25 protein-coding genes are annotated in these 24,145 nt (G+C 70.7%); 13 read left to right on the top strand and 12 right to left on the bottom strand.

Annotation, left to right across the window (positions count from 1 at the left end):
• Positions 1-122: 122 nt before the first annotated feature.
• Complete coding sequence (locus tag DFP74_RS05660) at positions 123-488, bottom strand: hypothetical protein (protein WP_121180734.1); 366 nt, start codon at positions 486-488, stop codon at positions 123-125.
• Between the two features lie 103 nt (positions 489-591).
• Positions 592-909: a hypothetical protein gene (locus DFP74_RS05655; protein WP_233570818.1), complete on the bottom strand. Its 318-nt coding sequence runs from the start codon at positions 907-909 to the stop codon at positions 592-594.
• Positions 910-1,067: 158 nt separating this feature from the next.
• Here DFP74_RS05655 and DFP74_RS05650 point away from each other — a divergent pair, with 158 nt between their 5' ends.
• From DFP74_RS05650 to DFP74_RS05630, 5 genes are all read left to right on the top strand, one after another.
• Entirely contained in the window at positions 1,068-1,829 is a 762-nt protein-coding gene (locus DFP74_RS05650; protein ID WP_121180733.1) for a Scr1 family TA system antitoxin-like transcriptional regulator, read from the top strand.
• A complete protein-coding gene (locus DFP74_RS05645) occupies positions 1,826-2,017 on the top strand; it encodes a DUF397 domain-containing protein (protein WP_121180732.1) in 192 nt (63 codons plus the stop codon). Before DFP74_RS05650 ends, DFP74_RS05645 begins: the two co-directional genes overlap by 4 nt.
• Entirely contained in the window at positions 2,014-2,211 is a 198-nt protein-coding gene (locus tag DFP74_RS05640; protein WP_370013343.1) for a DUF397 domain-containing protein, read from the top strand. The genes DFP74_RS05645 and DFP74_RS05640 overlap by 4 nt, the downstream gene beginning before the upstream one ends.
• 340 nt (positions 2,212-2,551) lie before the next feature.
• Positions 2,552-2,980, top strand: a complete 429-nt coding sequence (locus tag DFP74_RS05635) for a hypothetical protein (RefSeq protein WP_121180730.1) — start codon at positions 2,552-2,554, stop codon at positions 2,978-2,980.
• Positions 2,977-3,447: an ATP-binding protein gene (locus DFP74_RS05630; protein ID WP_121180729.1), complete on the top strand. Its 471-nt coding sequence runs from the start codon at positions 2,977-2,979 to the stop codon at positions 3,445-3,447. Before DFP74_RS05635 ends, DFP74_RS05630 begins: the two co-directional genes overlap by 4 nt.
• A 73-nt stretch (positions 3,448-3,520) precedes the next feature.
• Here the strand turns inward: DFP74_RS05630 and DFP74_RS05625 are convergent, their stop codons facing one another.
• The 4 genes from DFP74_RS05625 to DFP74_RS05610 form a co-directional block, all read right to left on the bottom strand.
• On the bottom strand, positions 3,521-4,312 hold the full coding sequence (locus DFP74_RS05625; RefSeq protein ID WP_121180728.1) for a succinate dehydrogenase/fumarate reductase iron-sulfur subunit: 792 nt from the start codon (positions 4,310-4,312) through the stop codon (positions 3,521-3,523).
• A complete protein-coding gene (locus tag DFP74_RS05620) occupies positions 4,309-6,534 on the bottom strand; it encodes a fumarate reductase/succinate dehydrogenase flavoprotein subunit (protein WP_233570817.1) in 2,226 nt (741 codons plus the stop codon). Before DFP74_RS05620 ends, DFP74_RS05625 begins: the two co-directional genes overlap by 4 nt.
• A gap of 26 nt (positions 6,535-6,560) precedes the next feature.
• A complete protein-coding gene (locus DFP74_RS05615; RefSeq protein WP_370013488.1) occupies positions 6,561-7,334 on the bottom strand; it encodes a hypothetical protein in 774 nt (257 codons plus the stop codon).
• Between the two features lie 361 nt (positions 7,335-7,695).
• Complete coding sequence (locus DFP74_RS05610; RefSeq protein ID WP_121180727.1) at positions 7,696-8,682, bottom strand: LysR family transcriptional regulator; 987 nt, start codon at positions 8,680-8,682, stop codon at positions 7,696-7,698.
• A 131-nt stretch (positions 8,683-8,813) separates the two neighbouring features.
• On the opposite strand from DFP74_RS05610, the gene DFP74_RS05605 reads away from it, so the two are divergent.
• The 3 genes from DFP74_RS05605 to DFP74_RS05595 are packed head-to-tail and all read left to right on the top strand — an operon-like array spanning position 8,814 to position 12,160.
• Entirely contained in the window at positions 8,814-9,470 is a 657-nt protein-coding gene (locus DFP74_RS05605) for a succinate dehydrogenase cytochrome b subunit (protein WP_121180726.1), read from the top strand.
• Positions 9,471-11,417, top strand: a complete 1,947-nt coding sequence (locus DFP74_RS05600) for a fumarate reductase/succinate dehydrogenase flavoprotein subunit (protein ID WP_121180725.1) — start codon at positions 9,471-9,473, stop codon at positions 11,415-11,417.
• Positions 11,414-12,160, top strand: coding sequence for a succinate dehydrogenase/fumarate reductase iron-sulfur subunit (locus tag DFP74_RS05595; RefSeq protein WP_053615710.1), 747 nt, complete (start codon positions 11,414-11,416; stop codon positions 12,158-12,160). Before DFP74_RS05600 ends, DFP74_RS05595 begins: the two co-directional genes overlap by 4 nt.
• Before the next feature lie 100 nt (positions 12,161-12,260).
• Here the strand turns inward: DFP74_RS05595 and DFP74_RS05590 are convergent, their stop codons facing one another.
• On the bottom strand, positions 12,261-12,860 hold the full coding sequence (locus DFP74_RS05590; protein WP_121180724.1) for an AAA family ATPase: 600 nt from the start codon (positions 12,858-12,860) through the stop codon (positions 12,261-12,263).
• A gap of 25 nt (positions 12,861-12,885) precedes the next feature.
• Positions 12,886-13,266 (bottom strand): nuclear transport factor 2 family protein, encoded by a 381-nt coding sequence (locus tag DFP74_RS05585; RefSeq protein ID WP_158612968.1) that lies wholly within the window; start codon positions 13,264-13,266, stop codon positions 12,886-12,888.
• Between the two features lie 61 nt (positions 13,267-13,327).
• On the opposite strand from DFP74_RS05585, the gene DFP74_RS05580 reads away from it, so the two are divergent.
• Positions 13,328-13,933, top strand: coding sequence for a TetR/AcrR family transcriptional regulator (locus DFP74_RS05580; RefSeq protein ID WP_199725490.1), 606 nt, complete (start codon positions 13,328-13,330; stop codon positions 13,931-13,933).
• Here DFP74_RS05580 and DFP74_RS05575 read toward each other — a convergent pair.
• From DFP74_RS05575 to DFP74_RS05560, 4 genes are all read right to left on the bottom strand, one after another.
• The gene (locus DFP74_RS05575) at positions 13,903-14,526 is read right to left on the bottom strand and encodes a GNAT family N-acetyltransferase (protein WP_121180722.1); all 624 of its coding nucleotides are present in this window, start codon (positions 14,524-14,526) and stop codon (positions 13,903-13,905) included. The two genes, DFP74_RS05580 and DFP74_RS05575, sit on opposite strands and share 31 nt — an antisense overlap.
• Before the next feature lie 106 nt (positions 14,527-14,632).
• On the bottom strand, positions 14,633-15,268 hold the full coding sequence (locus DFP74_RS05570) for an N-acetyltransferase (protein WP_121180721.1): 636 nt from the start codon (positions 15,266-15,268) through the stop codon (positions 14,633-14,635).
• Between the two features lie 51 nt (positions 15,269-15,319).
• Positions 15,320-15,988 (bottom strand): TrmH family RNA methyltransferase, encoded by a 669-nt coding sequence (locus tag DFP74_RS05565; protein WP_121180720.1) that lies wholly within the window; start codon positions 15,986-15,988, stop codon positions 15,320-15,322.
• Positions 15,989-16,092: 104 nt separating this feature from the next.
• Entirely contained in the window at positions 16,093-16,467 is a 375-nt protein-coding gene (locus DFP74_RS05560) for a DUF3054 domain-containing protein (RefSeq protein WP_121180719.1), read from the bottom strand.
• 163 nt (positions 16,468-16,630) lie between these two features.
• Here DFP74_RS05560 and DFP74_RS05555 point away from each other — a divergent pair, with 163 nt between their 5' ends.
• From DFP74_RS05555 to DFP74_RS05540, 4 genes are all read left to right on the top strand, one after another.
• The gene (locus tag DFP74_RS05555; RefSeq protein WP_233570816.1) at positions 16,631-18,424 is read left to right on the top strand and encodes a serine/threonine-protein kinase; all 1,794 of its coding nucleotides are present in this window, start codon (positions 16,631-16,633) and stop codon (positions 18,422-18,424) included.
• 19 nt (positions 18,425-18,443) lie between these two features.
• Positions 18,444-20,351: a serine/threonine-protein kinase gene (locus DFP74_RS05550; protein ID WP_121180717.1), complete on the top strand. Its 1,908-nt coding sequence runs from the start codon at positions 18,444-18,446 to the stop codon at positions 20,349-20,351.
• Between the two features lie 103 nt (positions 20,352-20,454).
• The gene (locus DFP74_RS05545; protein ID WP_121180716.1) at positions 20,455-22,176 is read left to right on the top strand and encodes a serine/threonine-protein kinase; all 1,722 of its coding nucleotides are present in this window, start codon (positions 20,455-20,457) and stop codon (positions 22,174-22,176) included.
• On the top strand, positions 22,173-24,143 hold the full coding sequence (locus DFP74_RS05540; RefSeq protein ID WP_233570815.1) for a serine/threonine-protein kinase: 1,971 nt from the start codon (positions 22,173-22,175) through the stop codon (positions 24,141-24,143). The genes DFP74_RS05545 and DFP74_RS05540 overlap by 4 nt, the downstream gene beginning before the upstream one ends.
• Positions 24,144-24,145 lie beyond the last annotated feature (2 nt).

Raw genomic sequence — 24,145 nt, 5'->3', positions numbered from 1 at the left:
CGGTGTGAAGAGGGCTTGAGTCGACGGTAGCTCGGTGAACACGCTGTGTCATGGCCACGTCCGATGTCGGTCGCGATCGTGTGTCTCGGGGTGGGGCGGGTAGAGCCGACGATGCGAGCTGGTCAGGAAGTGGTGCGGAGGGTGTCGATAAGGCGGCCGATGTCGGCGGCCTCGTGGTCGGCGCCGATGGTCAGGGCCAGGCGATGGACCTCGGTGAGTGAGACCAGCAGGTCGGCGATGAGCACGGACACCGGGGGCGTCCCTGCATCGGTGAGGGCGTTGGCGGGGTGGGCCAGGTCGGGCCGGTGGCGGAGGAGGGCCCGGACGGCGGCCGACAGGTCGGCGGTCTCGGCAGGCAGGGGTGGTAGGTCCTCGCGGCAGGCGGGAACCGATCGTGTTCGGCAGCGAGCGGAGAAGGCGGGCACGGTGCCGGTGGGCCGTGTGCGTCGGGGGAGAGTCGTGGGCTCGAACTGTGTCCGTGGGGGCATCGGTGGTCCTCTCGCCGCGTCGTCTGGACTGTGTGGGTAGGCGTCTCTGGGCTGGTGGTGGGGCTCGGCCGGGGAAGGTCGCCGAGCCCCGGTTCGGGGCGGGTCATGCTCGGTGCGGGCACGGAGTGTGCAGGGTGGGGTTGATCGAGGTCCACGAGCAACGAGAGACCGGACATCGCCAGTAGGAGGCCGGGTCTGTGCGGGCGATGGTGGTCTCGGCCCGGCGAATCTGGGCGTGCAGTCCGTTCGGGGTGGGGTCCGAGAGGGGCGGCAGGTCAGCGTCGCCCTGGTAGAAGGCGAAGAAGCGGCGGGCTCCCGGACCCCACATGACCCACCAAAGGCGGTGGTGGTGTGCGTGGAGCTGCTGGGCGGCGGAGTACTGCGCATGGTCGTCGCTCGCGTCCCAAGCCACCGAGATCACCGCTCCTCCTCGCTCGGGTGCGGGCGCTTCGAAAGGCGATTGGTCACGCCGGCCCGGCATGGACTCAGGATGTGCGGCTGGGGGCGAGTTCCTCCACCATCCGCGCAGTTCCGGTAAACACCTGACTCAGAGTGGAATCCTGGCGTAATCTCTCGCGCATGGCGGAACCCCCTTTTCCGGAAACGCTCACCAAGTTCCGAGAGCTGAACGGGCTCTCCCAGAAACAACTCGCGTCGCGCGTCGCCGCGTCTGTTGCGGCGGTTTCCAGATGGACGAACGGCCACTCGGTTCCCAAACTCCCCATGGCGGAAGTTCTGGACACGGAGTTGGGGGCACAGGGAAGATTGCTGGCCGCGTGGCGTCAGGTGGCCTTGAGGACGATGCTGCCCGAGTGGGCGCGGTCGCTCGCGAATATCGAGACGACGGCGCGTGCTGTCCAGATCGTGTCGCCGGTGCTCGTACCTGGGTACCTCCAGAGCGGGTCGTACGCGACTGCCGTGTTCCGATCCGGTCTGCCGTTCGCTTCCGACGAGGAGATTGCCCGCCTCACCAAACTCCGAGTGCAGCGGCTCGAACAGTTGCCACGGCTCCGCGTCTCAGCGATATTCCCGGTGACGGCGTTGACCGGCGTGGGCGAGGAGGCCAGGAAAGAGCAGGTCTCGCGTTTGCTGGACCTCGTCGGCTCGGGACAGGTGGAGGTCCACCTGGTGCCCGAGGGCTCGATTCTGCTGGAGCCTCCGTCCCCGATGATGGCGTTCCGGCTGCACTCCGGGGAACTGGTGATCACGAGCGACAACGCAGACGGTAACGTCATCCACGCGGCCCACACGCACGAGCGTTTGCACGCGCTCATGACGGGGGCCCTGGCGATGGCGCTTCCTGCTCGACACTCACTTGAAGCACTCAGGGAACTGGCATGAACGACTGGCACAAGAGCAGCTACAGTCCCAACGGGGCGAACTGTGTGGAGGCACGAGAGCATGCAGGGGGTGCGGACGTGCGCGACACGCAGAACCGGGAACTCGGTCACATCACGGTTCCGGCGGGCCAGTGGATCGCGCTGCTGGCTGGGTTGGGGCATGGCCAGTCACAGGCCGCTGACCAATGAGTTGCTGCGTTGAGGGGAGTCGTATGAACGACTGGCACAAGAGTAGCTATAGCCCCAATGGCTCGAACTGTGTCGAGGTCGCTGAGGGTGTCACCACGGCGGTGCGGGACACCCAGAACCGCGAGCTGGGCCAGTTGGACTTCGCCAGCGGCGAGTGGGCCGCGCTGGTGGGATCCCTCCGAGCCCACGGCTAGCGCCCACACGCGTCAGGGCAGTGCTTCCACGGGAGGCACTGCCCTTCTTCATGTCCGCTGTGGCGGCGTGTGCAAATGCTTTCAATTCGGGCGAAGGGGATACTTCTGGCGTGAGTTGAGAAAGGGTGGCGACCTTTTCTCGCATGTGCCCTGAGCTGGGGCTATGCGACGTGGCGTGAAGTTTTTCGAGCCCGCCTCGAAGAAAAGTTCGCATTCGCGTCGCGCGTGCCCTACTCTTCTACCCAAACACACAACTTCATACACGGAGACCCCGCGACGGTAGCTACCGCCCGGGGTCGTGGCCAGCAATTACAAACCTTTAACCAGAAGGATTGCCAGCATGCGCGATTATAGCGCGGCCTTCCTCGCCCTTGTCATGGGCACCGTGAAGGCCCTCCTCACCCCTGCTCGCGGACGGCACGCCGCCGCCCGCCGACGCCGCTCCACCCGCGTCCGCCGGTACGCTCCGCTCCCCACGATCGAGCCCGCGCCGAAGCAGGAACTCCGCGCGCCCCGCCTCGCCCGTCCGAGCGAAACCCTCCCGGCCGACGACATCGCGCTCGTGCGCCCCTACTACCTCGCCCAGGAGCGCCGCCGCGCGCAGGAACACGACCTCGACCGGATCCAGGCGCGGGCGAACGCCCGCCTCCAGGCGTGGATCCCGCAGCAGCGCTGCGGCCCGTCGACCCCCGGCGACCTCCTCGCGGCACCGAGCGACCCCGTGTCCACCGGCCCGAGCGCACGAGTGCGCGTGGGGGCGGGCGTATGAGCACGGCGGCGATCACCCTCCCGGCCTACCTCTGGCCCCACCGCTCCTACCCGGGTGACCTGCGCGAACTCTCCCAGGTCCGGGCGGACCTCGCGAGGGACCTGTGGGGCCTCGGACCGGCCGACCTCCTCGACACCGTCCGGCTGGTGACCAGCGAAATCTTCGCCAACGCCGCCAAGTACGCCCGTCCGGGCGCACGCGTGGACCGGGTCATGTCGCTCTCCCAGGGCCGAACACTGCGGATCGGGATCTTCGACGCCGGTGACGGCCCCACCCGTCCACGCATCCCGACCGAACGCACCGAGGCGGCGTGGGACTGGGCCGAAGGGCAGCGCGGCCTGCTCATGGTCTCCCGACTCGCCACCGGTTGGGGCTGCCATGCCCTCCCGGAATGGCCGGGCTTTCGTACCCAGGTCTGGGCGACCTTCGACGTCTGGGCGGACGACGAAGCACCGGTTCAGGAGTAGTGACCCCGTACACACAAAGGCCCGTGGCCGGAGGGGGAACTCCGGCCACGGGCTCCGGGTGTGGGTCCCCGGGTCAGGGCCCCTCAGGGGGGCGCCGGGTGTTGGGCGCGATCGGGGTGTCCTTCGGTCGCCGTCCGATCTTCGAGCCCAGCCATACCAGCGGGTCGTACTTGCGGTCGGCCACCCGCTCCTTGAGCGGGATGAGGGCGTTGTCGGTGATGTGGATGTTCTCCGGGCACACCTCAGTGCAGCACTTGGTGATGTTGCAGTAGCCCATCCCGAACTCCTCGTCGGCGATCCTGCGCCGGTCCGCGGTGTCCTCGGGATGCATCTCCAACTCCGCCACCCGCATCAGGAAGCGGGGACCCGAGAAGTGCTCCTTGTTCTCGTCGTGGTCACGGATCACGTGGCACACGTTGTTGCACAGGAAGCACTCGATGCACTTGCGGAACTCCTGCGAGCGCTCGACGTCCACCTGCTTCATCCGGAAGTCACCGGGCGAGGTCGCCGGGTCCGGCGTGAACGAGGGGATCTCCCGCGCCTTCTGGTAGTTGTACGACACGTCGCACACCAGGTCGCGGATGACGGGGAAGGTGCGCATCGGCGTCACCGTCACCACCTCGTCCTCCTCGAACACGCTCATGCGCGTCATGCACGACAATCTGGGCTTGCCGTTGATCTCGACCGAACACGACCCGCACTTGCCCGCCTTGCAGTTCCACCGCACGGCGAGGTCGGGGGTCTGGGTCGCCTGGAGCCGGTGCAGCACGTCCAGGACGACCTCGCCCTCGTTGACGTCCACCTCGTACTCGGTCAGGGCACCTTCGCCCGCGCCCCGCCACACCCGGAACGTCCGCTTGCTCATGACCGGTCCTCCTCGGTCGATCCGTCAGTGCCGTCAGTGCCGTCAGTGCCGTCAGTGCCGTTCCCGCCGTCGCTCTCGTCGGTGCCGCCGCCGTGCCCGGCCGCGCCGCGTGCCTCGTCCGTGCCGCCGGCCCCGTCCGAGGCGAACCGCTCACTGGTCTCGCCCGCCTCGGTCTCGGTGTCCACGGCCCCCGTCGACGCCGCGGCCGTCCCGGGCCCCTCGCCCGGGACCTCGCCCGGACCCTCACCGCCCACGTCACCGGACTCGTCGCCCGCGGCGGGAGCCGTCTCGCCCGGCTCCCCGGTGACTTCGGCGGCGACCTCCTCGGGCAGCTCCTCCTTGGTCAGGTACTTCGCCAGCTCGTCGTTGCCGAACCCGGACATCAGCTCGGCCGGGATGTCGGCGACCGGGCGGCGCGACAGCTCCACGCCGCCGTCCGGGCCGACCCGGACCCGCAGGTTCACCCGCCGCCACTCGGCCGACATGTCCGGATGGTCCTCGCGGGTGTGGCCCCCGCGCGACTCCGTGCGCTCCAGCGCCGACCGGGTGATCGCCTGCGACACCAGCAGCATGTTGGGCAGCGCCAGGGCCAGGTGCCAGCCGGGGTTGTACACCCGCTCGCCGGGCGCGCTCAGCAGCCGCGCCCGCCGCCGCATCTCGTCGAGCCGGGTCAGCGCGCTCTCCATCTCGCCCTCGCGCCGGATGATGCCGACCAGGTCGTTCATCGTGTCCTGCAACTCGCCGTGCAGCGTGTACGGGTTCTCGCCGTCCCCCTGCTTGAGCAGGGCCAGCGCGTCGGCGGCCGCCCGCGAGGCGGCCTCGTCCAGGACCTCGCCCGGAGCCCGCGCGCCCGCCGTCCCGTCGACGTAGGCGGCGGCGCCCAGGCCGGCGCGGCGGCCGAACACCAACAGGTCCGACAACGAGTTGCCGCCCAGGCGGTTGGACCCGTGCATGCCGCCCGCCACCTCTCCGGCGGCGAACAGGCCGGGCACGTCCGAGGCGGCGGTGTCGGCGTCCACCCGCACACCGCCCATCACGTAGTGGCAGGTCGGGCCCACCTCCATCGGCTCGGCGGTGATGTCCACGTCCGCCAGCTCCTTGAACTGGTGGTGCATGGACGGCAGCCGCCGCCGGATCTCCTCGGCGGGCATGCGCGTGGACACGTCCAGGAACACCCCGCCGTGCGGTGACCCGCGTCCGGCCTTGACCTCGGCGTTGATCGCCCGGGCCACCTCGTCGCGGGGGAGCAGCTCCGGCGGCCTGCGATGGTTCGCCGGGTCGGTGTACCAGCCGTCGGCCTCCTCCTCGGTCTGCGCGTACTGGGCGCGGAAGACGTCCGGCACGTAGTCGAACATGAAGCGGCGTCCCTCGGAGTTGCGGAGCACCCCGCCGTCGCCGCGCACCGACTCCGTGACGAGGATGCCCTTGACCGACGGCGGCCAGACCATTCCCGTGGGGTGGAACTGCACGAACTCCATGTTGATCAGGCTCGCCCCGGCGCGCAGCGCCAGCGCGTGGCCGTCACCGGTGTACTCCCAGGAGTTGGACGTGGTCCGGAACGCCTTGCCGATGCCGCCGGTGGCCAGGATGACCGCGGGCGCCTCGAACAGGACGAAACCGCCGTCGGCCCGGCGGTAGCCGAACGCCCCGGCCACCGCTCCGGAGGCGTCGGTGACCAGCTCGGTGATCGCGGTCTCGGCGAACACCCGCAGCATCGCGTCGGGGTCGCCCGTTTCGGCGGCGTCGGCCTGCTGGAGGGCGACGATCCGCTGTTGCAGCGTGCGGATCATCTCCAGGCCGGTCCGGTCGCCCACGTGGGCCAGGCGCGGGTACTCGTGCCCGCCGAAGTTGCGCTGGCTGATGCGCCCGTCGGGCGTGCGGTCGAACAGCGCTCCCCAGTACTCCAGCTCCAGGATGCGCTCGGGGGCCTCGCGGGCGTGCAGCTCGGCCATGCGCGGGTCGTTGAGGAACTTGCCGCCGCGGATGGTGTCGCGAAAGTGCACGGTCCAGGTGTCGTCGGCGTTGGCGTTGCCCAGAGCGGCGGCCGCGCCGCCCTCGGCCATGACCGTGTGCGCCTTGCCGAACAGCGACTTCGAGATGACCGCGGTCCGCTTGCCCTGCTCGCGCGCGGCGATGGCGGCGCGGAGCCCGGCTCCGCCCGCACCGATGACCACGACGTCGTAGGCGTGGCGGGTGATGTCCGGTTCCGTGGTGGGGGGCATGTCTGGCTGGTGTCCTTCCCCGGTGCTCAGTTGATGATCCTCAGGTCGGTGATGGTGCCGCTCGCGACCAGTGCGATGTAGGCGTCGGTGATCATCAGGGACGCGATGCTGAACCAGCCGAACCACATGTGCCGGTTGTTGATCACCGACATCCGGGACCACAGCCAGTACTGGACGGGGTGGCGGCCGAAGCTGCGCAGGCGCCCGCCGAACACGTGCCGGCAGGAGTGGCAGCTGAGCGTGTAGCCCCACAGGAGCACCACGTTGGCGAGCATGATGAGGTTGCCGACGCCGATGCCGAACCCGCCCTCGGTGCCGTGGAAGTAGGGGACGGCCATGTCCCAGGTATTGATGAGGGAGATGGCGAAGGCCGCGTAGAAGAAGTACCGGTGGCCGTTCTGCGGGAGCATCAGCGGCCGGGTCTCACCGGTGTAGGTCCGGTGCGGCTCGCGCACGGCGCACGCGGTGGGCGCCTGCCAGATCGAGCGGTAGTAGGCCTTGCGGTAGTAGTAGCAGGTCACCCGGAACAGCAGCAGGATCGGCAGGCTGAGGACGGCGTACGGGAGGAAGAACGGGAACTCGAAGGGCAGCCGCCCGAGGAGCGCCGAGTCCGGTACGCACTGCTGCGCCAGGCACGGTGAGTAGAACGGGGTCAGGTAGTGGTGCTCCTGGACCCAGTAGTGGTCCTGCTGGAAGACCCGCACCGCCCCGTAGACGAGGAAGGTGGCCAGCCCCAGTGTCGTGAGCACGGGGCCCACCCACCACTGGTCCGTGCGCAGTGTGCGTTGGGGGATGCGCATCCGGCCGCCGCCGGGGCGCGTGCTGTCAGTCGAGGTCACCGTGGTCTCCACCTCCTGTGGAGAGGGCCTCGGCCGTGCGGGCGGGACGCGGGACCGCCGCTGGTGGCCGTGGCTGCTCTCCGCGTGTGCTGGACGGCTCTGGGAGAAGCAGAAGCGAACCGGTCTGCAACGCAACGCTAGGGCGTTGTGATCACGGTCACGTCCCGGTGCGGGGGGCATGTGGAAGATATGAATGTGAAATAGGCCACTCTTGTCTGCCTATTTGTCCACGTGCGCCATTGTCTATGGCGGTATCGCATCTTGTGCGTGTTTTGTTCAATGGGGAGGCGAATGGTAATGGATGTGGCTGTTGGGAGATGGCCTACCGGTCCTCGCCGGAGCCCTCCGCCTCACTCGCTCCCTCGCGGGCGTCGGCACTGGTGATCAGCACCTCCAGGTCCGGTCCCAGCTGCTCCGGGGTGAGCCCGAGCAGGTACCCGTAGAGGTGGCGCTGGAAGGCCTCTGCCGAGTGCGAGGGCACCACGTCCTTGCGGCGCGCCAGCGCGACCGTTCGGAGCAGGCGCGGCCGGGCCAGCGGGGTGCCGCGCAGCCCGTAGCGGTTCTTCAGCACCATGCTCGGGACCACGGCCAGCCCCAGGCCGGCCTCCACGAACCGCAGCACCGCGTCCATCTCCCCGCCCTCCACGGCCAGCTCGGGCTCGAAGCCCGACGCCCGGCACGCGCGCAGGGTCGCCTCGCGCACGTCGTAGCCGCGCCGGAACATCACCAGTGGGCGCCCCTGCAGCTCCGTGATGCGCATCGAGGCCCGGCCGTTGGGGGAGGGCTGGGCCTTGGGGCTGGCCACGACGAGGTTCTCCCGCAGGATGGGTGTGGTGGAGAAGTCCGGATCGCTGCTCTGCAGCGGCAGGATGATCAGCGCCAGGTCCAGCTCACCGCGCCCGAGGTCGCGGACGAGGTCGCGCGATCCGCTCTCCTCCACCTGGAGTTCGATGCCGGGGAAGCGGGTATGGAAATCCGAGAGGACATCGGCCAGCAGCCCCGCGCACAGCGAGGGGGTGGCCCCGAGCCGCACGCGGCCCCGGCGCACGCCGGCCAGCTCCGCCACCTCGCGGCGGGCGGTCTCCAGGTCGGTGAGCATGCGCTGGGCCAGCGGCAACAGCGCCTCGCCCGCCGGCGTGAGTGTGATATTCCCCCGGGCACGACTGAATAACGGCGCGCCCAACTCCCGCTCAAGGCTGCGGATCTGTTTGCTCAAGCTCGGCTGGGCGACGCGCGAAAGCTCGGCTGCGCGGGTGAAATGGCGTGTGCGGGCCACGGCGACGAAGTAGGCGAGCTGCTGGAACTGCATGCTCCATAGCCTACGGCTATGGACACCAGGGTCCCGATGACTTGGACGTCGGACTTAACTCAAATTTAAAGTGGCAGACTGTGGCGAACAGTACCTTGACCAAGAAGCGGTCTACGGCCTACGGGTCCACGGTGGCTCTCAAATCCGCGATGGCGGTCACCGGGGCGATCCTCGTGCTGTATTTGATCGCGCACATGTACGGCAACCTGAAGATCTTTTCAGGGCAGGAGGCCTTCGACGGCTACGCGCACTCGCTGCGCGAGATCGGATACCCCCTCCTGCCCGAGAGCGGTTTCCTGTGGATCTTCCGCCTCGTCCTGCTGGCGAGCGTCCTGATCCACATCTACGCCGCGGTGACGCTGTGGGCCCGCGCCCGCAGGGCACGTCCCGCGGCCGAGCGCTACCAGGTGACGAAGCGGGTGCAGCGCACCTATGCCTCCTACACCATGCGCTGGGGCGGCGTGCTCGTCGCGCTCTTCGTGATCTTCCATATCCTGCACCTGACGACGAACAACATCGCGCCCGGCGGGCGGTCCGACAGCCCCTACGAGCGGCTCGTCAACGGCTTCCAGCCCGAGTTCTGGTACGTGACGCTGTTCTACGTGGCGTCGGTCATCGCGGTCGGCTTCCACCTGCGGCACGGCATCTGGAGTGGCCTGGCCACGCTCGGTGTCAACACGGCCGGACGGCAGGGGCTGATCAACGCGATCGCGGTGGGCATCTCGCTGATCGTGGCCGTCGGCTTCCTGCTCCCGCCCCTGGCGGTCACCTTTGGACTGGTGGGTTAATTGTCTGAGAACGATCTCTACATCGAGGGCGCCCCGATCCGGGACGAGAAGGCCCCGGAGGGGCCGATCAACGAGCGCTGGGACAAGCGCCGCTTCTCGGCCAAGCTGGTCAACCCCGCGAACCGGCGCAAGCTCTCCGTGATCATCGTCGGCACCGGCCTCGCCGGCGCCTCCGCGGCCGCCACCCTGGGTGAGGCCGGCTACAACGTCACGTCCTTCTGCTACCAGGACAGCCCGCGGCGCGCGCACAGCATCGCGGCCCAGGGCGGCATCAACGCGGCGAAGAACTACCGCAACGACGGCGACAGCATCTACCGGCTGTTCTACGACACGGTCAAGGGCGGCGACTTCCGCTCCCGCGAGTCGAACGTCTACCGCCTGGCCCAGACCAGTGTCGAGATCATCGACCAGTGCGTGGCCCAGGGCGTGCCCTTCGCCCGCGAGTACGGCGGTCTGCTCGACAACCGCTCCTTCGGCGGCGTGCAGGTCTCCCGTACCTTCTACGCGCGCGGCCAGACGGGCCAGCAGCTGCTCATCGGCGCCTACCAGGCGCTGGAGCGCCAGATCGCCGCGGGCACCGTCCAGATGAACACCCGCCACGAGATGCTCGAGGTCATCGTGGTGGACGGCAAGGCGCGCGGCATCATCGCCCGTGACATGGTCACCGGCGAGATCGAGACGCACTTCGCCGACGCGGTGGTTCTGGCCACCGGCGGTTACGGCAACGTGTTCTTCCTGTCGACCAACGCGATGGGCTGCAACGTCACGGCCGCCTGGCGCGCGCACCGCAAGGGCGCGCTCTTCGCCAACCCGTGCTACACGCAGATCCACCCGACCTGCATCCCGGTCAGCGGCGAGTACCAGTCGAAGCTGACCCTGATGAGCGAGTCGCTGCGCAACGACGGCCGCATCTGGGTGCCGAAGAAGGGCGGGGACGACCGCGACCCGCGGCAGATCCCCGAGGCCGAGCGCGACTACTACCTGGAGCGCATCTACCCGGCCTTCGGCAACCTGGTGCCGCGTGACATCGCCTCCCGTGCCGCCAAGAACGTGTGCGACGAGGGCCGCGGTGTGGGCCCCGGCGGTCTGGGCGTGTACCTGGACTTCGCCGACGCGATCGAGCGCATGGGGCGGAGTGCCGTCGAGGCCAAGTACGGCAACCTGTTCGACATGTACCAGCGCATCACCGGCGAGAACCCGTACGAGCTTCCGATGCGCATCTACCCGGCCGTGCACTACACCATGGGCGGGCTGTGGGTCGACTACGACCTCCAGAGCTCCATCCCGGGCCTGTTCGTGACCGGTGAGGCCAACTTCTCCGACCACGGCGCCAACCGCCTGGGCGCCAGCGCGCTGATGCAGGGTCTGGCGGACGGCTACTTCGTCCTGCCGAACACGATCAACGACTACCTGGCCGCCGGTCCCTTCGAGGCGATCGATGAGGAGCACCCCGAGGCCGCCGCGGCCAAGGCCGAGGTCACCTCGCGCATCGACAAGCTGCTCTCCATCCAGGGCTCCCGCACGGTCGACTCCTTCCACAAGGAGCTCGGCCACATCATGTGGGAGTACTGCGGCATGGAGCGCAGTGAAGAGGGCCTCTCCAAGGCCATCGAGCTCATCCGTGCGCTCAAGGCGGAGTTCTGGCGCGACGTCAAGGTCCTCGGTGAGAACGAGGAGCTCAACCAGGCGCTGGAGAAGGCCGGCCGTGTGGCCGACTTCCTGGAGCTCGGCGAGCTGATGTGCATCGACGCCCTGCACCGCCGTGAGTCCTGCGGTGGGCACTTCCGCGCCGAGAGCCAGACCGAGGACGGTGAGGCGCTCCGTCACGACGACGAGTTCGCCTACGTCGCGGCGTGGGAGTTCGGTGGCGAGGACAGCAAGCCCGTACTCCACAAGGAAGACCTGGAGTACGAGTACGTCGAGATGAAGCAGCGGAGCTACAAGTGAACATCACCCTGCGAGTGTGGCGCCAGAAGGGCCGTGACGACGAGGGCCGGATGGTCACCTACAAGCTCACGGACGTCTCGCCCGACATGTCCTTCCTGGAGATGCTCGACGTTCTCAACGAGAAGCTCACTCTGGAGAACGAGGACCCGGTCGCGTTCGACCACGACTGCCGCGAGGGCATCTGCGGTGCCTGTGGCGTCGTGATCGACGGCGAGGCGCACGGCCCGGAGGTCACCACCACCTGCCAGCTGCACATGCGCAGCTTCAAGGACGGCGACACCATCACCGTGGAGCCGTGGCGGGCCAAGGCCTTCCCGGTCATCAAGGACCTGGTCGTGGACCGGGGCGCGTTCGACCGCATCATCCAGGCGGGCGGCTACATCAGCGCTCCGACGGGTACCGCCCCGGACGCCCACGCCAACCCGATCCCGAAGCCGGACGCCGACCGCGCGTTCGACGCCGCGACCTGCATCGGCTGCGGCGCCTGCGTGGCGGCCTGCCCGAACGCCTCCGGCATGCTGTTCACCGCCGCGAAGGTCACCCACCTCGGCATGGTCCCGCAGGGGCAGCCGGAGCGGGCCTCGCGCGTGGTGAAGATGATCAACCAGCACGACGAGGAGGACTTCGGCGGCTGCACCAACATCGGTGAGTGCGCCGCGGTCTGCCCGAAGGGCATCCCGCTGGACACGATCTCCCAGCTCAACCGCGACCTGCTGGGCTCGCTCAGCAAGGGCGTCGGCTAGCCGGCCCGTCGCCCGCCATCGCCCATGGGGCGCTGAGCGGGGGTGGGTCACCACCCTCGGTCGCACCGGGGCCGTCCTCCTTCGGGAGGGCGGCCCCTGCTCATTCCTCCCGTGGCCACTCTGCGAGCCCGCGGAGCAACCCGGCGTCCTCCCTGGCGATGCGCCGCGCTCGCTCCCTCACCTGAGCGGTCCGGCCGCCGGTGAGGTGTTCGTGCATGAGCCACACGTTGTGCTCCAGCGGCTGGACGGTGTCCACGACGAGGCGCTCATCGGACCAGTCGGCGAAGCCGGCCCGGCGGGCCTGGACCGACTCCCAGGAGGGTTCGGGGAAACCGGGGATGTCGCGGGCGCGGCGCTCCAGCCTGTGGCGGTGCACCACGGGGTCGGAGCACACGACCTCCACGAAGTGCGGGCGCAGGCCGTGCCGGTCGGCGAGGCGGCGCCACTGCGCACGGGCCTCGTCGGCGTCGTTGACCGCATCGATGATGACGGACCGGCTCTGGTCGAGGAGTTCGGCGGCCATGGCCTCCACCACGACGTAGGCGGCCAGCCCGGTGGGCTGGTCCCGGTCCACGCCCGCGCGCCACAGGGCCGCCTCGACCGGGTCGACGGACAGCACCGGCGTGTCGTGTTCCCGTCCGAAGGCACGGGCGAGGGCGCTCTTGCCGGTGCCCGGAAGCCCGCTCATGACGATCAGCATGCGGCCAGTGTGCCAGCGCGGTCGGTCACTCGGTGGGCCGTTTGAGCACACGGGTGATCTGGTCCAGGCGGGACAGGCGGCCGTCGTCGGCCATCTCGCCGAACATGTAGATCTCGGTGTCCATCCGGCGGCCGTTGATCGTGGCGCGGACGGTGTAGCGGGCACTGACGCGCCGGCCCTCGACCACGGTCTCCTGCACCTCCAGGTCGGTCTCGGGGGCCTTGCGGCGGACCGCACGGGCGTGGGCGAGCAGGCGCCGCCGGTCCTGTGCGACGCCGTCGCTGAGGAACATGTAGTCCGGGGTGAAGTAGCGGTCCACGACCGCCTCAGGGTCCTCGGCAGCGGACACCATCTCCTTCGGGTAGCGGGTCAGGTAGAGGTGCAGGCTCTCCGCGGTCGTGGTCATGGTGCCTCCGTTAACTTTGACAGTGCTGTCAAAGTTAATGCCCATGATTAAACTTGACAAGGTGTCCGAGAAAACGACGCGGCGCCGCAGGTCGGACGCCGAACAGAGCGAGAGGGCCGTCGTCGCCGCGGCCGTACGGGTCCTGGGCGAGCGGCCGGGTGCGAGCATGCGCGACGTCGCCGAGGAGGCGGGCGTCAGCCGCCAGACCGTCTACGCCCACTTCCCCTCACGGGAGGCGCTCCTGGCGGCGGTCCTGGACCACTTCACCGCGCAGGTTCTGGACGAGGCCCGGGAGTTCGACACCGCGGAGGGGTCCGCCCGCGACGCGCTTCTGGGCTTCCTGGACGGCGGATGGGACCTCTTCGCCCGGCACTCCGGCCTGGTGCGCGCGGCGGCCGCGGCCGCGTCTCCCGGACGCGAGGACGATCTGCACGCGCCGTTCCGGGAGATCCTGGAACGGCTGGTGCGCAGGGGACAGGAGAACGGCGAGTTCGACTCCGCGCTGTCCGCGGAGTGGCTCGTCGCCGCCCTGGTCGCCCTCGCGCACGCGGCAGGAGAAGAGGTGCACGCCGGGCGGTCCGGCCCCGGCACCGCCGTGGCGGCGCTGCGCGAGAGCGCCGTGCGGCTCCTGGGCGCTCAGGCCGAGGAACCGCGCAGCAGGCAGTAGGTCGACGGGTAGCGCGCGTCGTTGAGCACGCGCACGACGCGGAAGTCGAACCGCTCGTAGTAGCCGAGGTTGGCCGAGTTCATCGTCTCCAGGTACACCGGCAGACCGTCGGCGTCGGCCCGGGCCAGGCCCGCGCGCAGCAGTCGCGACCCCACACCGGTGCCGCGCGCGACCGGGTCGGTGCCGAGTAAGGCCAGGTACCAGTGCGGTTCCTCCGGCCGGCTGTGCGCCAGCTCGCCGAAATAGCGCACGAGATCGGGGATACGGGACAGGCCGATCAGGGGGACCAGGTGGGGAAGGGCGCGCAACAGGAAGGAGGCGTCCTCGGGCCCGCCCTCCGGCGGCTCCCACAGCGCCGCGCCCCGGATCACCCCGCCGGTCTCGACCACGGAGGCGTCGGCGCGCGGGATGTGGCCGAACCCGGCGACGACGGCACTGAGCCTGACCGTGCGGGCCATACGCGTGTCGTCGTCGGGGAACAGCCACCGCGGGAGCGGATCGTTGGCGAAGGCGCGGCCGAGTACCCGTGCCACGCCCGGCACGTCGTTCATGGTCGCGGTGCGAACGGCCTCGGCCGTTGACGTGGGGGGCATACGCGACGCCTCTTCCCTAGTTCCAGGGGGCTGCTGGGTCACCGCTCATGGTAGATCACGGATTCATCACGAGGGGGCGGCTTTCCAGGAACCGTCCGGGCCGGTCTCAGGCCGGGTCACGGCGCAGGAAGGTCGTGGTGCCCACGCCCGGGTGCTCGACCTCGCGCACGACGTCGAAACCGAAGCGTTCGTAGAAGCCCACGCTCTTGTCGTTGAGCGTCTGGGTGAACACCGGCAGCGCCTCGGAGTCGGCCCGGTCCAGCTCGGCGGTCAGCAGGCCGCCCGCGACGCCCCGGCCCTCGACCGCCGGATCCACCCCGAGCGCGGCCAGGTACAGGTGGGGCTCCTGCGGTGCGGCGAGCTTCCACTCGGCGAACACGCGCACGAACGGGCCCAGGTTGCCGCGTCCGATCAGCGACATCCAGTGCGGCCATGCCCGCAGCGCCACCAACTGGCCCTCCGGGTTGCTGTGGGGCGGCGCCCACAGCGCCGCCGCGCGGATGGTGGGGGAGTCCTCGGGGCCGTCGGACATCGTGGTCACCCGCGTCTCGCCCGCGGGCACGTAGCCGAACCCGGACACCAGCGCGAAGAAGCGGCGGACGCGCGCCATGCGCAGGTCCTCGTCAGGGAAGAGCCACCGCAGGAACGGGTCGTCGTAGAAGCTCCGACTCAGGACCCGGGCGATCCCGGGTACGTCCTCCATCGTGGCGAAACGGGCTGTGGACGTGACGGTCGAACTCATCCGCACACTCTCTGGTAGGGGGCCTTGCGCACATGGTAGATCACGGGAGGATCACGGAAGCGGCGTCGCGGGTGTGGCAGAGGTCATGCCGGCGACGGGCTGGTCGAACACGTGCGCGCGGACCCACGCGTGCATCGCCACCGCCGCGGCCGCTCCGGCGTTGATGGAGCGGGTCGACCCGAACTGCGCGATGGACAGGACCGCCTCGCACACCTCCCGGACGCCCTCCGAGAGCCCGGGTCCCTCCTGGCCGAACACCAGGACCGCCTCGCGGGGCAGGGGGTAGGTCTCCAGCGGCACCGAGCCCGGCAGGTTGTCGATCCCGATCAGCGGCAGGCCCAGCCCGCCCGCCCACGCCACCAGCGCGGCGGGGTCGGGGTGGTGGTGGACGTGCTGGTAGCGGTCGGTGACCATGGCGCCCCGCCGGTTCCAGCGGCGCCGCCCCACGATGTGCACGGCGGCGCATCCGAAGGCGTTGGCGGTGCGCACGACGGACCCGATGTTGAAGTCGTGCTCCCAGTTCTCCACGGCGACGTGGAACGGGTGGCGCACGGTGTCCAGGTCGGCGACGATAGCCTCGCGGCGCCAGTACCGGTAGTGGTCGACGACGTTGCGCCGATCGCCCTCGGCCAGCAGGACGGGGTCGTAGTGGTCGCCCTCGGGCCAGGGGCCCGTCCAGGGGCCCACACCGACCTCGCGGGTCTCGTCGTGCTCGTTCATCTCATCCAGCTTACGGACGCCTCCGGCCGGACCGCCCGGGCCCGCCCGGGCCCGCCCGCGCGGACGGCCCGCCCCCGGCGGAGCGAGACGGGAGGCGGGGACCCTCATCCGGCGTTCTGCCGCGACCGGCGCACGGTGAGCAGGCCCGCCCGCCAGCCCAGCATGGTCGCGGCGAGGAACACGGACGTGACGACGACGAAGCTCAGCGGGGCGTTCTCCCCGGTGGCCAGGCGCAGCGCCATCGCGCCCGCCACCGTCACCGCCCACACGAAGACACCGGTCGGCCAGATCCGGTCAGGCATCCGCCACGCCTGGGTGACGATCCACCCCAGCGCCATCGCCGCCGCGAACGGCCACGCGGTCCCGGCGATCCCCGCCAGGGCGGTTCCGGAGCCGTGGTCGGTCCGGCCGATCACGACGAAGGCCAGGACACAGAGCAGGTCGGCCGCCAGTGCGAGCGGCACCGCATAGGAACGCATGGGTTCAGGCTAGGTCGCCGACCAGGGCTCGCCGCATCGGGGCACGCCCCACCGGGCCGGGGCGAGGATTCCTCGTGCCCGGATCGGAACCACTCGGCTACCACGGGTGTCCTATACGGTCGGTTGGCACCGATCCCCCGAACAGAACAGGGTTGCACCCGGCATGAGCGTTCCCCCGTCGCCCATGGAGCCGCAGTCTCCGGTACTGGAGGGCGTACCGCCCCTCGAAGCAGGCGATCCCCGGTACGTCGGCCCGTTCCGCACGGTGGGCCGCCTGGGGTCCGGTGGCATGGGAGTGGTCTACGCGGCGCTGGACGATGGCGACGCTCCGGCCGCGGTCAAGCGCGTGCACCATACCTTCGCCACCGATACCGAGTTCCGTACCCGGTTCGCCCGTGAGGTGGACCTGGTCCGCCGGGTCCGCGCGGCCTGTGTGCCCCGCTTCCTGGACGCGGACACCAGGGCCGACGTGCCATGGCTGGCGACCGAGTACGTACCGGGCCGCACCCTGGGCCACCACGTGCGCGAGCGCGGCCCGCTCACCGGTGATGCCCTGACGGCCTTCGCGCTGGGGGTGGCCGAGGCCCTGGCCGCGATCCATGCCCAGGGGGTGGTGCACCGCGACCTCAAGCCGGGCAACGTGATCCTGGCGCTGGACGGGCCCAAGGTCCTGGACTTCGGTATCGCTCGGGCGGTGGAGGAGACCGCCCTGACCAGGACGGGCGGGCTGGTCGGAACCCCGGGCTGGATGGCACCGGAGCAGTACCGGCAAGAGCCCGTGACGGACCGCTCCGACGTCTTCTCCTGGGCCGGTCTGGTGGCCTACGCCGCCACCGGCCGGGGCCCGTTCGGTTCGGGTACCTCGGGCGTCCTGGCCGCTCGGATCATCTCCGAGCCGCCCTCGCTGGAAGGTGTGCCCGCGGACCTGCGGGGCCTGTTGGAGCGCGCCCTGGCCAAGGCCCCGGAGCCCAGGCCCGCGGCGCGGGAGCTACGGGACTCGCTCACCCTGGCGCTCGCACCCGGCGGCGGACCGGACGCCGAGCCGACGGCCGTCATGGGCGTGGCCTGGACCGGTGTGGCCGATCGCGCCGCTACGCCTCGGGGATGGACCGCGCACGCGGCGCCCCGGCGGCCGTGGGTGGTCCGTCGTCGCCGCCCGCTCGCGGTGGCCGCAGGCGCGCTCATTCTCGGCCTGGTGGCCGGGGTGGGCCTGCCCGCGCTGCTGGGCGAGGAGGCCGACGGCGCCGGTGCCGGCGAACCCGGCGCGGCCGGGGACAGCACATCGGTGGAGGGCGCGGCCGGGGAGGGGGCGACCGGGGAGGGCGCGGCCGGGGAGGGGGCGACATCGGAGGCCACGGGCGGCTCCGTCGCAGACGACGTCCCCGAGGAGTACCGCGACCTCTACGAGAACGGACGGGTCGAGGTGACGCCGGTGTCCGGTACGGAGCTGATCAGCACTCTGGTCCCTGCCTCCGGAATGGGCGGGGAGCGGCTGGAGCACCTGAGGATCACCTTCGAGGAGAGCGTCGTCATCACCAACGAGCCTCCCGTTCCGGAGTTCTCCACCCGGGTGGAGTACCTCCCCGACTTCGGGGAGGCACGGGTGCACACCAACGACTTCGCACGCGCCTCGGGGCCCACCACCGACGAAGAGCCTCTCCCCATCGACCGTCCCGGTAGTGCGGGCGTTCTCGCTGAGGTCGGCCCGAACGAGCGGACGGCGGAGTTCACCGTGACGTTCTTCGGGTATCCCGCCGCCGGCGTCGTCTACTACATGCCTCAGCGGGCCATGGAGGACGGCCGGGCCGAACCCGGCTACCCGGGCGGGGCCTGTTACGAGATGGTCGACGGACCACCGGGACCGGACCCTCGCGGGCTTGAGCTCACGCCGTACGACGCCACCGCCGCCGGCGGTGTCCCCGCGGACGGCTGCGCCTGGTCCGCCGACTCCCAGTGACTCCACGGAAAGGTCGCACATGAGCGCACCACACTCTCCCTTCGACCGGGACCACCTGCCCCCCGGAGTGGACCCGCCGGCCAAGGGCGACCCCCGGGACGTGGGCGAGTACCGGATCGTGGGCCGTATCGGCACCGGCGGGATGGGGGCCGTCTACGCGGGCGTGGGCCCCCAGGGAGGCTGCGCCGCGGTCAAGGTGATCCACCCGCAGTTCGCCGCTGACCCGGAGTTTCTGGCCCGCTTCGCCCGCGAGGTGGAACTGGTGTCCCGGGTCCGCGCGACCTGCACGGCGGCGTTCCACGGCGCGGACGTGCGCGCGGCGACGCCGTGGCTGGCCACCGAGTACGTACGCGGGCGTACGCTGCGCCAGCACGTCCAGGAGAACGGGCCGTTGAACGGTGGCGTCCTGGTGGCCCTCGCCGTCGGCCTGGCGGAGGCCCTCACGGCCATCCACGAGGCGGGCGTCATCCACCGCGACCTCAAGCCGGGCAACGTGATCCTGTCTCCGGAGGGGCCGAAGGTGCTCGACTTCGGCATCGCTCGGGCGATCGACGCGACCGCGCTCACCCAGACGGGCGGGCTGGTCGGTACCCCGGGCTGGATCGCCCCCGAGCAGTTCCTGGGCGCCGACGCCACCGAGCGCTCGGACATGTTCGCCTGGGGCGGGATGGTCGCCTTCGCCGCCACCGGGCGCAACCCGTTCGGGACCGGGAACGCGGAGGCGCTGGTCCACCGCACCCGTACGGAGGAGCCTGACCTGGACGGGATCCCGGAAGAGTTGGCCGCCCTCGTCCGCCGGGCGATGGACAAGGAACCCGGGCGACGTCCCACCGCCGAGCAGGTCCTCGTGGAGCTGATCGGCGATCGGACGGCGACCCGTGTCGGGGCCGCGGACCAGGTCCCGCCCACGCGACTGGTCCCGGAGTTCCTCGCGACCGAGTGGTGCGGCGTGACCGCGCCCGACGCCCGGCGCGTCCGGCGTCCCCGGCGCGGCCTCCTGGCCGCGACCGCGGTCGCGAGTACGGCGGGGGTACTGGTCCTGGCGCTCCTGGCGGCGTGGCTGCTCGACCTCCCCGGTTCCGGTGCGGGGGCGGACGGGCAGGAGGAGGCGGGCACGGGCGGTTCAATGGGAGAGGACGCGGCGGACCCGGCGGACGCGGCGGACGCGGCGGACCCGGAGACGGAGATTCCCGTGGAGGACGGTCCGGCCATGCTCGCCCGAGCTGTCGACCTGGCCCTGGGAGCGTCCAGCTTCGACACCTACTCTCTGACCTTCTCGGGTCCCCCCAGCGCGTATCCGAGGCGCTACCGGTACTCCGAGTCCCCGCAGCCCCTGTACCTGTACACCAGGTGGAGCGGGCCCATGCTGGGCGAGGTCCTGGAGATCGGTGACCGGCCGGACGACGTCATCCACCGCGTCATCTCCGTCGACTCCTTGGCCCTGGGCCTCGAGGACGGAGGGTACTTCCGTGATCCCGACGGGACCGCCGAGTACGACGGGCCCCTCGACCGCGGCGTGCTGGTGGAGGAACTCGCGTGGATCGCAGACGAGGGCGTGGTGGTCGACTACCTCGGAGAGAGCGCGCTGCCCGAGAACTCGGACGCCATGCTGGAGGGCGCCGCGGACCTCGGCCGGATCGCAGGAGCGACGGGGCACCAGTACAGCGGTTCCTTCGACCGGGACTTCGCGTACGAGTTCGAGGTCACGTCCCCCGGCGAGTACGGATACACCTTCGACGTGTGGCTGGACGAGGACGGTTATCCGCTGCTCCACCAGTTGTTCTACGAACCGGTGGGCGATGCCATGGGGCAGACCAGCACGAGGACCGTCACCTACCTCAGCTTCAACGAGCCCGTGGACATCGAGGTCCCGGACGAGTCCGAGATCGCCGCCAGCCGGGAGGAGATGGACGGAGCCGGTACCTGACGGGCCGGGCCCGACCCGCCGGGGGCGCGAACCCATCGACCACCGGCCCTGTTCTACGGTTCTGTCCGAACGAGCCACCACGACAAGACGAGGTCCCCCAACCATGAACGTCGTTTCGCCGGCCGCGTCGCCGGAGGGCGCCTCGCCCCTCGCGTCCGGTGACCCCCGCCACCTCGGCCCCTTCCGGCTGGCGGGCCGACTGGGCTCCGGCGGCATGGGCGTGGTCTACGCGGCACTGGACGACCGCGACCACCCGGCCGCGGTCAAGTGCGTGCACGGCATCTACGCCACCGACGCCGAGTTCCGTGCCCGGTTCGCCCGGGAGGTCGACCTGGCGAGCCGGGTCCGCGCGGCCTGCGTCCCCCGCTTCCTGGGCGCGGACACCGCCGCCGACGTGCCGTGGCTGGCCACGGAGTACGTCCCCGGTCGCACCCTGGGCCGCCATGTGCGCGAGCGCGGTCCGCTCACCGGCGCCGCGGTGGCCGCCTTCGCGATGGGGGTCGCCGAGGCCCTGACCGCGATCCACGCCCAGGGCGTGGTGCACCGCGACCTCAAGCCCGGGAACGTGATCCTGGCTCCCGACGGGCCCAAGGTCCTGGACTTCGGGATCGCGCGGGCCGTGGAGGAGACGGCCCTGACCCACACGGGCGGCCTGGTCGGCACCCCCGGGTGGATCGCGCCGGAGCAGTACCGGGGCGCTTCCGCGATGGACCGCTCCGACGTGTTCGCGTGGGCCGGACTGGTGGCCTTCGCCGCCACCGGACGCGGCCCCTTCGGCGAGGGCACCTCGGACGTGCTGGCCTCGCGCATCATCTCCGAGCCGCCCTCGCTGGAGGGTGTGCCCCTGGGTCTGCGGGACCTGCTGGAGCGTGCGCTGGACAAGGACCCGGAGCGCCGGCCCACCGCGCGGGCCCTGTGGGAGGAGCTGATCCGACGGCTCGCCCCGGCGGGCGCGCCGGTGACCGATCCGTCCGCGCTGATGCGGACCGCCTGGACCGGCGTGGCCGATCCCGTCGACGGGCGTCCGGCCTGGGCGGCGCACGCGGCGCCCAGGCGCCCGTGGGTGGTCCGCCGCCGACGCCCGCTGTCGATCGTCGGCGGGGCGCTCGCCCTCGCCCTGGTGGCGGGGACCGGGGCGGCCGTCCTGCTGCGCGAGGAGGAACCGCAGGGCGGTACCGGCGGCGGAACCGGTCAGACCGCGGAGGAGGTCGCCGCGGACGGGGTTCCCGAGGAGTACGCGGAGCTCTACGAGACGGGCGAGGTCCGGGTGGATCCGGTCGCGGCCGACGAGGAGCTGTCCCTGGTGCGCGTTCTCGCCCCGGCCGAGGGCGGGACGGGGGGAGAGGGCCTGGAGCAGCTCCGGCTCACCTTCCTCGACGCCCAGGAGACCGGTAGCGAGGCGAACGCCATGGAGCTCACGGTCCGGGCGGAGTACCTGCCCGACTTCGGTGACCTGCGCCTGCACAGCAACGACTTCGCCTTCGTGACGGTGACCGGCGTTCCGGAGGCGTCCGACCTCCAACGCCCCAGCAGTACGGGAGTGCTCGCCACGCTCAGCCCGCAGGACCCCGTGGCCGAGTTCGAGATGACCTACATCCAAACCGACCGGAACGCCCCGATCAACAACCCCTACACCCAGGGGGTCGCCTTCTACCTTCCGGGCGATGCGGTGCCCGAGGACGGGCCGGCCGTCCCCGAGAGTCTCGGCGGTGTCTGCTCCGAAAACAACGGACAGAGCCTTGTGTTCCGGTTGAGCGCCTACGACCCCGTCGCCGCCACGGGAGTCCCCGTGGACGGTTGTGACTTCACGATCCCCATCGAGTGAACACCAGTCAGGAGACGAACCAGGTGACCCCCACGCGTCCCCCGTTCGACAGAGACCACCTTCCGCCGGGGATCGATCCGCCGGGCCCGCAGGACCCGGAGGCGTTGGGCCGGTACCGCGTGGTCGGCCGGATCGGTGCGGGCGGCATGGGCGCGGTCTACGCGGGCGTGGACGAGGCGGGCGGCTGCGCGGCGGTGAAGGTGATCCACCCGCAGTTCGCGGCCGATGCCGTGTTCCTGGCCCGCTTCGCGCGGGAGGTGGACCTGGTCTCGCGGGTGCGGGGCACGTGCACGGCCACCTTCTACGATGCCGACGTGCGGGCGGGGACTCCGTGGCTGGCCACGGAGTACGTGCGGGGCCTGCCGTTGCGCGGCCATGTCCGTGAACACGGTGTGCTCACGGACGGTGTGCTGCTGGCGCTGGCGGTCGGGCTGGCCGAAGGGCTGGCCGCGATCCACGCGGCCGGGGTGGTGCACCGCGACCTCAAGCCCGGCAACGTCATCATGTCTCCGGCCGGGCCCAAGGTCCTGGACTTCGGCATCGCTCGGACCGTGGACGGGACGGCCCTGACGAAGACCGGTGGTCTGGTCGGTACGCCCGGCTGGGCGGCGCCGGAGCTGTTCGAGGGCGTGCAGGCCACGGACCGCTCGGACATGTTCGCGTGGGGCGGCATGGTGGCCTTCGCCGCCACCGGCCGCAACCCCTTCGGCACCGGTGGCGCGGACGTGCTCATCCACCGCACCCGACGGGAGGAACCCGACCTGGACGGGGTCCCGCCGGAGCTGATGGACCTGGTCCGGCGGGCGTTGGACAAGGATCCGGATCGGCGGCCCACGGCGGAGCGGGCTCTGACCGAACTGACCTCGCGGTGGAACGCCACGCGTGTCCAGCCGCTGCCGCACGATCTCCCGGCCCACGACCAGACGTCGCCGCCGACGGCGGGCTTCGGTCCGGCCCAGGCCACCGAGATCGTTCCCGCCCTGCTGGCGACCGAGTGGCGCGGGATCACGGCGCCCGAACCCCGCAGGGTCCGCCGTTCTCGCAGAGGGCCGGTCATCGCTGTCACCGCGACGGCGGCCGCCCTGGTCGCGGCCCTGGTGGCGGTATGGCTGGTCGTGGACCCGTCGATCCCCGGCGCGGACGACCCGTCGGCCGCGGGGTCGGACGGTGGCGGTGACGCCGCGGGCGGTGAGGACGCGGGCGGGGGCGAGAACGGTTCGGGCGGTGGCGAGGTGACGGTGGAGGACGGACCGGCCCGAGTCGAGCAGGCACGTCGGCTCGCTCTGGACGCCACCGGTTTCGAGGCCTTCCTCGGTGCGACGACCGGCGGGGGCGAGGGATCGGAGAGCTACGAGCTCTACTGGTACGAGGAGGACCCCCAGCCGGTCTATCTCCAGAGCCCTGAATTCCCCGGTCCCGGCCACACCGATGTCATGTACCTGGGGGAGGGGTTGAACGACACGCTCTTCCGGGACACCGTCCACCTGACCGCGGACCCGGTGGTCGGTCCGTACTACCGCGACCCCGGGGCCGACCCCTCCAGGACGGCCGGCGTCGACCGGGAACGGCTGGTCCACGACCTCGACCTGGCGGCGGAGGCCGAAGGCGGCGTCGAGTACCTCGACACGAGCGAAGCACCGGCGACCCTGCTGTACCCGCCGGAGCGGATGGGCGGCATGGACGCCCTGCGGGGGATCAGCGGGCACCACTACTCAGGCGTCTACACCAAGGAGGTGCTCGCTTCCGGGAACACGAGCCTGGGGATGGTCGAGCACACCTTCGACCTGTGGACCGACGACGAGGGGTACCCCCTGTTGTTCACCGTCTACTCCGAGCCCGACTACGGCGACGGTCAGGGTCCGCGGCCCGGCACCGAGACCGTGGTCTACGTCAGCTTCAACGAGGACGTGGACATCGAGGTACCTGACGAGTCCGAGATCGAGCCGGCAAGACCGTCCACCTTCTGATC

Origin of the sequence: Nocardiopsis sp. Huas11 (genome assembly GCF_003634495.1) — a bacterium.
Taxonomy (GTDB): Bacteria; Actinomycetota; Actinomycetes; order Streptosporangiales; family Streptosporangiaceae; genus Nocardiopsis.
Note: the sequence above shows the minus strand (reverse complement) of the source record. Positions and strands in the feature narration are given on the sequence as shown.

Bases quoted from the DNA above. Each gene is read 5' to 3' on its own strand.
- DFP74_RS05615 (WP_370013488.1), bottom strand. From the start codon at position 7,334: ATGCGCATCCCCCAACGCACACTGCGCACGGACCAGTGGTGGGTGGGC.
- DFP74_RS05630 (WP_121180729.1), top strand. From the start codon at position 2,977: ATGAGCACGGCGGCGATCACCCTCCCGGCCTACCTCTGGCCCCACCGC.
- DFP74_RS05640 (WP_370013343.1), top strand. From the start codon at position 2,014: ATGAGTTGCTGCGTTGAGGGGAGTCGTATGAACGACTGGCACAAGAGT.
- DFP74_RS05610 (WP_121180727.1), bottom strand. From the start codon at position 8,682: ATGCAGTTCCAGCAGCTCGCCTACTTCGTCGCCGTGGCCCGCACACGC.
- DFP74_RS05635 (WP_121180730.1), top strand. From the start codon at position 2,552: ATGCGCGATTATAGCGCGGCCTTCCTCGCCCTTGTCATGGGCACCGTG.
- DFP74_RS05555 (WP_233570816.1), top strand. From the start codon at position 16,631: ATGAGCGTTCCCCCGTCGCCCATGGAGCCGCAGTCTCCGGTACTGGAG.
- DFP74_RS05590 (WP_121180724.1), bottom strand. From the start codon at position 12,860: ATGCTGATCGTCATGAGCGGGCTTCCGGGCACCGGCAAGAGCGCCCTC.
- DFP74_RS05550 (WP_121180717.1), top strand. From the start codon at position 18,444: ATGAGCGCACCACACTCTCCCTTCGACCGGGACCACCTGCCCCCCGGA.
- DFP74_RS05585 (WP_158612968.1), bottom strand. From the start codon at position 13,266: ATGACCACGACCGCGGAGAGCCTGCACCTCTACCTGACCCGCTACCCG.
- DFP74_RS05575 (WP_121180722.1), bottom strand. From the start codon at position 14,526: ATGCCCCCCACGTCAACGGCCGAGGCCGTTCGCACCGCGACCATGAAC.
- DFP74_RS05570 (WP_121180721.1), bottom strand. From the start codon at position 15,268: ATGAGTTCGACCGTCACGTCCACAGCCCGTTTCGCCACGATGGAGGAC.
- DFP74_RS05650 (WP_121180733.1), top strand. From the start codon at position 1,068: ATGGCGGAACCCCCTTTTCCGGAAACGCTCACCAAGTTCCGAGAGCTG.
- DFP74_RS05545 (WP_121180716.1), top strand. From the start codon at position 20,455: ATGAACGTCGTTTCGCCGGCCGCGTCGCCGGAGGGCGCCTCGCCCCTC.
- DFP74_RS05645 (WP_121180732.1), top strand. From the start codon at position 1,826: ATGAACGACTGGCACAAGAGCAGCTACAGTCCCAACGGGGCGAACTGT.
- DFP74_RS05660 (WP_121180734.1), bottom strand. From the start codon at position 488: ATGCCCCCACGGACACAGTTCGAGCCCACGACTCTCCCCCGACGCACA.
- DFP74_RS05560 (WP_121180719.1), bottom strand. From the start codon at position 16,467: ATGCGTTCCTATGCGGTGCCGCTCGCACTGGCGGCCGACCTGCTCTGT.
- DFP74_RS05620 (WP_233570817.1), bottom strand. From the start codon at position 6,534: ATGCCCCCCACCACGGAACCGGACATCACCCGCCACGCCTACGACGTC.
- DFP74_RS05565 (WP_121180720.1), bottom strand. From the start codon at position 15,988: ATGAACGAGCACGACGAGACCCGCGAGGTCGGTGTGGGCCCCTGGACG.
- DFP74_RS05625 (WP_121180728.1), bottom strand. From the start codon at position 4,312: ATGAGCAAGCGGACGTTCCGGGTGTGGCGGGGCGCGGGCGAAGGTGCC.